This is a genomic window from Eisenbergiella sp. OF01-20 (assembly GCF_003478085.1).
Taxonomy (GTDB): domain Bacteria; phylum Bacillota; class Clostridia; order Lachnospirales; family Lachnospiraceae; genus Eisenbergiella.
The window spans coordinates 37,371-48,424 of record NZ_QUES01000046.1 but is presented as its reverse complement, the minus strand read 5'-3'; the positions used below and the strand labels follow the sequence as shown (position 1 = coordinate 48,424).

General features: G+C 52.7%; 8 protein-coding genes. 6 read left to right on the top strand and 2 right to left on the bottom strand.

All coding sequences use genetic code 11. The features are described 5' to 3' along the window. Positions 1 to 281: PD-(D/E)XK nuclease domain-containing protein (locus DXA36_RS29345; protein WP_182479314.1), on the top strand; the 281-nt coding region annotated here is incomplete at its 5' end. Positions 282 to 309: 28 nt separating this feature from the next. Further along, complete coding sequence (locus DXA36_RS29340) at positions 310 to 2,001, top strand: DUF5597 domain-containing protein (RefSeq protein ID WP_182479313.1); 1,692 nt, start codon at positions 310 to 312, stop codon at positions 1,999 to 2,001. Here the strand turns inward: DXA36_RS29340 and DXA36_RS29335 are convergent. Both DXA36_RS29335 and DXA36_RS29330 read right to left on the bottom strand, forming a co-directional pair. Beyond that, complete coding sequence (locus tag DXA36_RS29335) at positions 1,986 to 3,491, bottom strand: alpha-L-arabinofuranosidase C-terminal domain-containing protein (RefSeq protein WP_118682806.1); 1,506 nt, start codon at positions 3,489 to 3,491, stop codon at positions 1,986 to 1,988. The genes DXA36_RS29340 and DXA36_RS29335 overlap by 16 nt on opposite strands. A gap of 196 nt (positions 3,492 to 3,687) precedes the next feature. Further along, positions 3,688 to 4,863, bottom strand: coding sequence for a helix-turn-helix domain-containing protein (locus DXA36_RS29330; protein ID WP_118682805.1), 1,176 nt, complete (start codon positions 4,861 to 4,863; stop codon positions 3,688 to 3,690). 527 nt (positions 4,864 to 5,390) lie between these two features. Between DXA36_RS29330 and DXA36_RS29320 the strand changes: the two genes are divergently transcribed. The 4 genes from DXA36_RS29320 to DXA36_RS29305 all read left to right on the top strand — a co-directional run bounded on the left by DXA36_RS29320 (position 5,391) and on the right by DXA36_RS29305 (position 11,052). Continuing rightward, on the top strand, positions 5,391 to 6,305 hold the full coding sequence (locus DXA36_RS29320) for a glycyl-radical enzyme activating protein (RefSeq protein ID WP_118682803.1): 915 nt from the start codon (positions 5,391 to 5,393) through the stop codon (positions 6,303 to 6,305). Positions 6,306 to 6,357: 52 nt separating this feature from the next. Further along, positions 6,358 to 8,733, top strand: a complete 2,376-nt coding sequence (gene hypD / locus DXA36_RS29315) for a trans-4-hydroxy-L-proline dehydratase (protein ID WP_118682812.1) — start codon at positions 6,358 to 6,360, stop codon at positions 8,731 to 8,733. 169 nt (positions 8,734 to 8,902) lie between these two features. Beyond that, on the top strand, positions 8,903 to 9,697 hold the full coding sequence (gene proC / locus DXA36_RS29310; RefSeq protein ID WP_118682802.1) for a pyrroline-5-carboxylate reductase: 795 nt from the start codon (positions 8,903 to 8,905) through the stop codon (positions 9,695 to 9,697). An 11-nt stretch (positions 9,698 to 9,708) separates the two neighbouring features. Continuing rightward, positions 9,709 to 11,052 carry a glycoside hydrolase family 28 protein gene (locus DXA36_RS29305; RefSeq protein WP_243114774.1) on the top strand — a complete coding sequence of 448 codons (1,344 nt, stop codon included), beginning with the start codon at positions 9,709 to 9,711 and terminating at the stop codon, positions 11,050 to 11,052. Positions 11,053 to 11,054 lie beyond the last annotated feature (2 nt).

The following is an 11,054-nucleotide window of genomic DNA, read 5'->3' as shown; positions in this document are numbered from 1 at the left end:
TGAAAATGCTGGATGGCTATACCCTGAAATCGAACCGGGAAAGTGGTCTGGGCAGGAGTGACCTGCTGTTATTGTCGGCGCCCTATGACGGAACAGCGGTCATTATGGAATTGAAAGTGGCAGATACCTTTGCACAGCTGGACAGCAGTGCAAGGGAGGCTTTGGAACAGATAAAACAGAAGCAGTACGATGCGGAGCTGAAGCTGGAGGGATATCATACCTTTACGTACTATGGGATATCTTTTTTTAAGAAGCTTTGCCGGGTATTGGTGGAAAAGTAAGAAAGAATGAAGAAGGGGAGGGATGCAAATGCGTCATACGTACTTTTCGGTTTTAGGGCAACCATTTTTTTCTGTCGGCGGGCAGGTGCATAATTCATCGGGTTATCCCATAGGAAGGAAAGGGAACAGGCAGTATGAAGAGGATTGTGAACGATCCTTTCAAAGTCTGAAGGCAATCGGTGCCAATACCATTGCGGTGCCTGTCTGCTGGGATGCTTTCGAGCCGGAAGAAGGCGCCTATGATGTCAGCTATGTACATACGGTGATAGACAATATCCGGTGCCATGGGCTGCATGGAATTCTGCTCTGGTTCGGGACCTGGAAAAACGGGCAGATGGAATATACGCCTGCCTGGGTAAAAAAGGATCGGAAGCGGTTCCCGCGCGTTTTGTGCAAGGATGGGACGGAAACCACCGTTCTTTCACCCCACAGCCGCAGCAATCTGGAACAGGATGCAAAGGCTTTTTGTGCGCTTATGGAAATCATCAGGGACTATGATGAAAAGCAGGAGACCATCCTCGCCGTACAGGTAGAGAACGAACCGGGTATTTACGCGGCCACAAGACGGGATTTTGGCGAGGCGGGAACAAAAGCTTTTGAGGAAGACGTGCCGGAAGAGGTCAGACGGACCGCTGAAACAGCAGAAGGGGCGATGCACGACAGCTGGGTAAAGAACGGCAGGAGGAAGCAGGGGAACTGGCGGGAGATGTTCGGTCCGTTCGGGGCCGAGCTGTGTACGGCATGGGCTATTGCCGGATATATTGATGAAATTGCCGCAAGGGGAAAAGATATTTACGATATTTTTATGTATACTAATGTCTGGATGGACCGCAACAGCGATTACGGATGGAATCTGGCGGGGCTGGAATATCCCTGCGGCGGCGCGGTTTCCAAATGCCTTCCGCTGTGGCATTGCGCCTGCGGGCATCTGGATGCCATTTGCCCGGATATCTATGAACAGAATCCGGAGGCGGTGCGGAAAGCCTATGGCATATACGGAAAGGGAGAGCAGGGATGGCCGCTGTATGTGCCCGAATCCGGCCTGACCGCCGTGAATGCCACCTGTATGTTTGAGGCGGTGGGGAGCCGTCAGGCGATTGGATATCATGTATTTGGAATAGAAAGCTGTCTGGATCCGGAGGGGAGGCTGAAGGAGTCCGCAGAGCCGGTGATGCATTCGTTTACGATGCTTACGGCAGCAGCAGGACTGCTGCTGCCGGGCGGCGGGGCGCAGGCGATCCATGCCTTCTGCCAGAGCGTGGGACAGGATTCCTGTTTCCTGGAAGTGGGAAACCGCAGATGCAGGGTTTCTTTTGCCGGAGTGGCTATGGATTATGCGGGCTGGGTACCGTTTGATTACCATCATGGCAGGGATAGTGAAGGGGAGCCCCGCAGGGTGCCGGTAAGCCTTACGGAGGAAACGGCGAGAGGGCTGCTGTTCTGTATGGGAGAGGATGAGTTTTTCCTGGTGGGCCATAAGGTAAGGCTGTTTTTTACAGAGCAGGTGCCGGAGGACGGATCCCTGCCTGCAGGCTGGATGAACGGGCAGCACCTGGCTCATGGAATGGAATTCCTCTGTCTGGAGGAAGGGCACTTCGAAGAAGGCGCATTTGTCACGGATCGGATACGCTCCGGTGATGAGGCCCGCCATGGAATCTGGGCCCAGTATGACTGCGGCGTAGTGCATTTCATTTTGGGAACGTCTCAGGGCAGGAATTGAATTACATTTACCGAATGGGGTTCCAGACGGATTTCCATAGAAGCATGGTATTTCCCCAGTTCCTCTCTCCGTATGGAAACCCCGGTCCGGCCAATATCGTTGTAAGAATCCGTACTTTCTCCATTCAGCCGGTATATAACGGCATTCATCCCTTCACAGGCCAGGGATAATTGGATGGAGGCGGCTTCCGAAGGATGCTTGTTGACGGCGGCAACAGCCGCTCCGGGGCGATCCGACCAGGTAGTGGCGAGAAGATCCAAGGTATCCACGGTGAGTTCCTGCCCGTTTTTGCCGGCGGCCTGCATAGAGGGGATCGCATCCTGCGCCCATACATCCACTACGGTATCTCCCATGTAATTCACATACAAATCAAATACATGATAGGTGCTGCGCAGGACGATTCCTTCCGGATAGCTGTAAATACATCCCCGGGTATTCAGGATTGGCGCAAAATTAGCCATGCCCACGATGTCGCAGTTCCGGTTCATTTCACTTAAAAAGCAGGCGGTGAATACGGCATCCGCCATCGTATAGATGCTGTTGTCGTCATTTTTATCCCTGGGAGTGATATACTCTTCTTTGCAGATACCCTGCCGGACGGTGTGGACGTTGGGATGGTGCCAGCTGCGCAGGTTCCATTCATCAAAGGCAATCCGGATTTTTTTGTCCAGCTTCATAGCCGCCAGCATACCTCTCACCTCATCCACCGCGTGGCCGATATGGTCTGTGTAAGCCATGCATTGTTCGTAGGTGGCCGGCTCGTTCTTTTCCGGCATCATATCCCAGTATTCGTGGATGGAAATCCAGTCCAGGAACGGTCCGCAGTTTTTCAGCAGATTGATGTTCCAGTCCAAATCCGAGAGGGCCGCGGCGGATAGCTGGGCCTGCGGATCCACATGCTTCATCATTTTGGCCGCTTCCTTCACCAGCCGGCCCCACTCTTCAGCGGATTTGGCGCCGATTTCCCAGAAACCGTAGTTTTCATTGCCGATGCTCCAGTATTTTACCTGATAAGGCCGGGGGCTGCCGTTTTCAATACGCCATTTGGCATATTTCCCTTCAGTTTCCAGGTTGCAGTATTCCACCCAGTCGCTCATTTCTTCTGCGGTTCCGGTTCCTGCATTGGTACAGATGTAGGGTTCACAGCCGATTTTGCGGCACATTTTCATGTATTCATCCGTACCGAAGGTATTGGGATCCTCCACACGCCAGGCTTTATCAAAAAAAGGCTGTCTGTTTTTTCCCACGCCGTCCTTCCAGTGGTAGGAGGAGACAAAGCAGCCTCCGGGCCAGCGGAGTATGGGAACCTTTATCCGGCGCATGGCTTCTATGATATCCGTTCGCATACCGTCCTCATCCGATAAAGGGTTGGCGGGATCATAAATGCCGTCATAGATCTGTCTGTGGAAATGCTCGATAAAATGGCCGTAAAGCATAGGGCTTCGCAGGCCCCTGATTCTTTTTTCGTTTACCTGAACAGATATTCCCATGTCCTGTTATCCTCCTTGAACAATCGTATTTTGCTGTTATCTTACTCAAACTTAGCAGGTGCCAAATGGCCTTCCGCCCGCTGCCTTCGGGGCGCTGCCGGAAGGCCATTTGGCGCCTGCAAAGTTTGAGTTATCTAATAAATAACATGAAATAAAAAAATAGTATATTAAAAATATGGTATTTTTGTCGTAAATATTAGGTTTTGTAAAATTGATTTTTGTATTGGCTGGGGGTCATGCCTGTTTCCTCTTTAAAGCAGTGGCTGAAATGGCTTTGGGAGCAAAAAGCGAGGTGGGCGGCGATTTCATCCATTTTTTCGTCGGAGTATTTCAGCATATATTCCGCCTGGCGTATTTTTTCCCGGCGGATGTAATGCTGCAGGGTAATACCTTCACAGCGGCTGAAAAGCAGGGAGAGATAATCTTTATTCAGGCCTGCATACCGGCTTATTTCCCCAATGCTTATGGCGGAGTGGAGGTGGCGGTAGACATATTCTTTTGCCAGATCCACATATTTGTTTTTGCTGATGGATTTATGCAGATTGTGTACGCTCACGGCAAATTCTTCTTCGAATTGGCGGGAGGCGGAACGGATCTGCAGGATATCGGTCATCCGTTCGGTACGGATAATAAAGCTGTCCGCCATGGAAAAAGCCAGTTCCGGCAGGAGCCCTCCGCGGATAGCGGCTCTTGAAGCCAGCACAATCACAATAATAGCGATATTTTTTTCCTGTCTTAAGGGGGTGTCCGCCACCCTGCCCAGTTCCCCGACCCAAACCTCCTCCTGGCATTTTTGCAGGAGTTCCAGGCTGCCTTCTTCTATGCTTTTTAGTTTCCGGGCTTCGTGGCTGTAAGGATTGTGGGGGATTTCCGATTCCTGGGAAGCAAAAACGAGACGGTTCAACTCCTTGTGCGCCAAATCCTTTTCAGGAAAACCGTGATAAACGCATAAATCATTTATGCTGATTTCTTTGCCGGTCAGAGAGTGGCAGAGAAGCAGGATTCCATTCAGGAAGGTGCCGGCATCGCAATAAGGAAGCTTTAGCTGCGGGACGGGGACCGCATGCTTTGCCGCCATCCAGGAAGCCGGGTCATGAGTCCCGCGGATAACCTGGACCGGGCCTGCCAGAAGGGAGGTGCCGCCGGGAAGGCGCAGCAGGGCGTAGTAGATATACGTATGTTCAGTAAAAATATCCGGCAGGGGAAGCGGCGGCCTGGCTAAACAGGCATGCAAAAAAGAAGGATCCGTACAGAAAGGATCCTCCTTTTCGGGAAGATTGCCGAACCGTTCCCGTATATGTCCGTCTTTACCTACCAGCCGTATTTCACTGTGGATGATACTGATAATCCGTTCAATAACATATGAGTCCATGGTTTTTCTGTATGCCTGCCGAAAGGCATTTTCTCCTGTGTAAGTAATAAAAAAGGCATGTAAGCAGCTCTTTAACAGGAGTTTACCATGTGCCGGGGGCGGGGTCAACCGGGAGCGCTTCGTTGGATGTAGATAAAAAAGTTGGTCATCACCCGCCCCAGTTTCCCTGTGCGGCCTGCTGCCCTGCAAGGATTCCTGGAAGGGGCGTTATAAGCACGCCGGTCCTTTGGCTGCGTCCTTTGCAGCCTTGGTACCGCTGCGTGATTATCCGAGCGAAAGCGTCCCCTGGAAGGAACCTTGCAGGACAGCAGGCCGCACAGGGAAGCAGAGGCGGGTGACGCCAAACTTTTTTATCTACACCCCGCTTCGTTGCGGCACAGGGGGCGTGAACCGTAACCGAATGGCTGCACGGCATCCGCCTTGTGTTAAAAAATACTTGGCATTATGCCGGACCGGGATTATAATTTCCCTATGGGACAGGGGACCACCCGGTTGGTAGATGCGAAATTTGAGTAAGGGAAGGAAAAATGAAGTTACCATTGATTACCAATATCCAGAAATATTCCATCCATGATGGGAAGGGCATCCGCACCACCGTTTTTTTCAAGGGCTGTCCATTGTCCTGCAGATGGTGTCATAACCCGGAAACCCAGGATTATGGAAAAGAGCTTCTTTTTTATGAGGAACGCTGCACCGGCTGCGGTGCTTGTGTGCAGGAATGCCCGAATGGAGCTGTCATGCCGGTATCCGGGAAGGCGTATACCAAAAGGCAGCTCTGCAGTGCCTGCGGGGACTGTGCGGACAGCTGTGTAAGAAATGCCAGGCAGGTGTGCGGAAGAACCTATACCGTCCGGGAGCTGACGGAAGAGCTTCTGAAGGACAGGGCCTTTTATGAAACCTCGGACGGCGGGGTTACCTTGTCGGGAGGGGAGGCGCTGGCCCAGGATCCGGATTATCTGGAACCGTTGATGCGCGGCCTCTTCCGGCGGGGAATTTCTATTAATATCGATACCTGCGGCGCGGTTCCTTTTCCGGTTTTTGAACGGGTGCTGCCCTATACGGATACGTTCCTTTATGATCTGAAGCTCATGGAGGAAGATAAACACAAGGAATACACCGGCAGGGATAACCGGCAGATACTGGAAAACCTGAAGCGTCTGTCCGGGCAGGGGGCCCGCATATGGATCCGGATACCTGTAATCGGCGGTGTGAACGACGGGGAAACGCAGATAGGGCGGATGGCGGATTTCCTGAGGGAAGAACAGATACATGCCGGGCAGGTGAATCTGATTCCTTATCATAAGACGGGGAGCGGAAAATACCGGCAATTGGGCCGGGATTATCAGGACAGCGCTTTTTATGTGCCGTCGGAGGAACGGATGCAGCAGCTGCGGGAGCTGTTGGGGCAAAGGAGCGGGATACCGGTTTTCCTCGGAGGATGAAGGTATCTTGCGGCAGTTCCATGAGAGAATACAGAGAAAGGAAACGTCGGAAATGGAAGAACGGGGAATGAATGAGAGGATACGGAGGCTGAGGCGGGAGAGCCTTGATACCCCGCCGCATATCGATATGGAGCGTGCCAGGTACTTTACCGAGAGTTACCGGCAGTATGAGGGGGAGGTCAGCGTGCCGGAATTACGGGCACTGGCCTTAAAAAACTATTTTGCCAAAAAGACCCTGTATATCGGGGAAGGAGAGCTGATTGTGGGAGAAAAGGGCTGCGGTCCGCAGGCTTCGCCCACCTTTCCGGATCTCTGCTGCCATACGGCGGAGGATTTAAAGGTTATGAATGACCGGGAATTGATCAGCTTCCGGGTAAAGGAAGAGGATTATGAATTCCAGCAAAAGGAGATAATCCCCTATTGGGAAAAGCGTTCCATCCGGCACAAAATACTGTCTCACATGACGCCGGAGTGGAAGGCGGCGTATCAGGCGGGGATTTTTACCGAATTCATGGAGCAGAGAGGCCCGGGGCATACGGTGGGTTCGGAAAATATATACCGGAAAGGCCTCCTGGAATATAAAGAGGATATCGGGCGGGAACGGGAGCGGCTGGATTACCTGCATGACCCGCAGGCGCTGGAAAAGGAAGCACAGTTAAAAGGAATGGATATCGCCTGTGATGCCGTGATTCTCCTGGCCTCCCGGTATGCGCAGCTGGCGGAGGATATGGCCTGCGGCTGCCGGGAGGAAGAGCGGAAGGCGGAGCTGCTGCAGATTGCCCGGAACTGCCGCCGGGTTCCTGCCCGCCGCCCGGAAACCTATTGGCAGGCGATCCAGATGTACTGGTTTGTCCACCTTGGGGTAACCACGGAGCTGAATCCCTGGGATGCCTACAGCCCCGGCAGGCTGGATCAGCATCTGATCCGTTTTTACCGGAAGGATGTGGAAGAAGGAAGGCTGGATGACTACAGGGCCAAGGAGCTTCTGGAATGCCTGTGGGTCAAGTTCAATAACCAGCCGGCGCCGCCCAAGGTGGGGATTACCCTGAAGGAAAGCAGCACCTACACCGACTTTGCCAATATCAATACGGGAGGAATCACGCCGGACGGGAAGGACGGCGTCAATGAGGTCAGCTACCTGATTCTGGAATGTATGGATGAAATGAAGCTCCTGCAGCCCAGCTCCAATGTACAGATCAGCCGGAAAACCCCCCTGGACTTCCTGAAGAAAGCCTGTGAGATATCCAGAAAAGGCTGGGGACAGCCTGCTTTTTATAATACGGAGGCCATAGTGCAGGAGCTGCTGAATGCGGGAAAGAGTATTGCGGATGCCAGAAAAGGCGGCACCAGCGGCTGTGTGGAAACGGGGGCTTTCGGGAATGAGGCTTATATCCTCACCGGTTATTTTAACCTTCCCAAGCTTCTGGAGCTGGCGTTGTATAACGGGTATGACTATATGACAGGAACCCAGCTGGGGCCTGAAACCGGATATGGGTATGATTTTACAAACTATGAGGAGCTTTGGGAAGCCTACTGTGCCCAGGTCCGATACTTCCTGGATATTAAGATACGGGGAAGCCTGGTCATTGAATCCATTTATGCCCGGGAAATGCCGGTTCCTTTCCTGTCTGTCCTTACCAACGACTGTATCAGCCGGGGCATGGACTACAATGCGGGAGGTGCCAGATACAATACCAGCTATATCCAGGGCGTGGGGATCGGAACCATCACGGACTGCCTGGCGGCCATCAAATACCAGGTATTCGACAGAGCCAGGTTCTCTATGAAGGAGCTGATGGATGCCCTGCTGGCGGATTATGAAGGGTATGACAGGATCCATAACCTGGTTTCCGGCAGGACCCCTAAATACGGGAACGATGACGATTATGCAGATTCCATTATGGAAGAGGTATTTTCCTTCTATTATAAGAGTGTTACAGGGAGACGGAATAACCGGGGAGGCACGTACCGCATAAATATGCTGCCTACCACCTGCCATGTATATTTCGGGGATGTCTGCCTGGCAAGTGCCAATGGGCGGCATGCGCATAAGCCTCTGTCCGAAGGAATATCCCCGGAAAAAGGGGCGGATACCAACGGACCTACAGCGGTTATCAAATCCTGTTCCAAAATGGATCATCTTTGTACGGGAGGTACGCTTCTTAACCAGAAATTTACACCTTCTGTCGTAGCCGGGGAAGAGGGCCTGAACCAGATGGCTAATCTCATACGGACCTATTTTAACCTGGACGGCCACCATATCCAGTTCAATGTGATCGATAAACAGACATTGATAAATGCCCAGCGCAGTCCGGAGGAATATAAAGATCTGATCGTCAGGGTGGCCGGCTACAGCGACCATTTCCGGAATCTGAGCAAAGCGCTCCAGGATGAAATCATCGAACGTACCGAGCAGAGTTTTTCCTGACACGTTGTTTCCTTAAAATAGTTACCTGGTAATGTATCATTTACGAACGCAGACTCCGCAGGTGCCAAATGGCCTTCCGTCCCGGGGGCACCGCTCTGCCGGCGGGCGGAAGGCCATTTGGCACCTGCGGAGTCTGCGTTACGAACATATACGGAAAGGAAGAAAGAGTATGAAAATCGGATTTATCGGATGCGGGAACATGGGAGGCGCTATGATGCAAGGGATCCTGGATTCCGGAAAATGCACTCCCCGGGAACTGATGGCTTCCGATGCGCTGGAAAAGGCGCTGGCAGCAAGAAAAGAAGAGATGGGGATCCTTACCACAAAGGACAATAAGGAAGTGGCGGCCTTTGCCGATGTGCTGTTCCTGGCGGTGAAGCCCCAGTATTACGCAAGCGTGATAGAGGAGATTCGGGATACGGTAGGGATGGGGCAGATCGTTGTCACCATAGCGCCGGGAAAAACGCTGGAATGGCTTGCTTCGCAGTTCGGAAAGCCTTTAAAAATCATACGCACCATGCCCAATACCCCCGCTATGGTAAAAGAGGGAATGATGGGCATGTGCCCCAATGAACAGGTGACGGCCGGGGATCTGGAAACCGTCCGGGATATCTGCAGCGGTTTCGGCAGGACGGAAATCATCGCGGAGCACCTCATGGATGTGGTTACGGCGGTGAGCGGCAGTTCCCCTGCTTATGTGTTCCTGTTTATTGAAGCCATGGCGGACGCCGCCGTTGCGGACGGCATGCCCCGTGCCCAGGCTTATACCTTTGCCGCCCAGGCGGTGCTGGGAAGTGCGAAAATGGTGCTGGAAACCGGTAAGCATCCCGGTGAATTAAAGGATATGGTATGCTCGCCCGGCGGAACCACCATAGAGGCGGTGCGGGTACTGGAGGAAAAGGGACTGCGCAGCGCCGTATTTGAGGCTGTAAAGGCCTGTGTGAAAAAATCCAGGGATATGTAAGAGGAAAACGAATGACGGCAGACAGGGGAGGATACGAGATGCAGTATAATATTCTGGACTACGGCGCGCTGGCCGACGGAACGACAAACAATCAGAAGCAGATCCAGGCAGCCATAGAGGACTGTGCCAAAACCGGCGGGAGAGTGGTGGTCCCGCCGGGCCGTTTTTTGTCGGGGACGCTCCGGCTGCAATCCGATGTGGAGCTGTACCTGGAAAAAGGAAGCGTCCTGATTGCCAGCAATAAACCGGAGGATATCATCAATTTTTCCCATGACAAGGATTCGATGGACGGTATTGAAAACGGCTGTTTTCTGTATGCCTGCCATGCCCGGAATATCACCATAGACGGGGAAGGGACCATTGACGGACAGGGCAGGAACGTGTATGTGGATGACGATGCCGACGAAGGTTTTCATGAATGCCCGCTGGCGATAGCCGGTTTCCGTACCCGGACCTCCTATCTGGAGGATGTGGACGGATTACAGGTCAAAGGGATCACGTTTTATGATGCCTGTTTCTGGACCTTACATATGGCGGGCTGTAAAAATGTGCTTGTGGACGGCATCCGTATCCTGAATAATGACAGAGGGCCGAATAACGACGGCATTGACCCGGACGGCTGCCGGAATGTGATCATCCGTAACTGCCTGATCGAAAGCGGGGATGATTCCATTGTTTTAAAGGCGACCAGGCCGGTATGGGAAAAATACGGCAGCTGTGAAAATGTGGTCATAACAGACTGCATTCTCCATTCCCGGGATTCGGCGCTTAAAATCGGGACGGAAACCTATGGGGATATCCGGAATGTGATATTTGCTGACTGCATTGTGCGGGACTGTTCCCGGGCGGTGGGGATCTGGGTGCGCGACGGCGGCACGGTGGAGGATATCCAGGTTCATCATATTACGGGGAATACCAGAAGATATGCAGACGGCGTGAACCGGACCTTTGCCCCCAGGTGGTGGGGCAAGGGAGAACCTCTGTTCCTTTCTGCCTCCTATCGAAAAGGGGAAAAGAAGTATCCGGGAAAGATCAGAGGGATAACCTTCGACCACATCAGGCTTTATGCGGAATCCGCGCTGTTCATAGCGGGGGAGGAGGATGCGGTCATAGAAGATATCCGGATTAGCGACAGCCGGATCACCTGGAAAAAACAGGGCGGGCATAACCCGGGCGTGTTTGACGAACAGCCTTCCGTAAGGGATGTGTACGAGCACCGGATTCCCTGGCTTTATGCCCGCTATGTAAAAGGCCTTGCCGTAGAGGGCCGCTATGAAATCGATCCCTCTCTTGAGGCATATGTGGACAGGGAGGAAATCCTGGAGGAAAGCAGCGGGATTTCTGTAAAAAGATAACA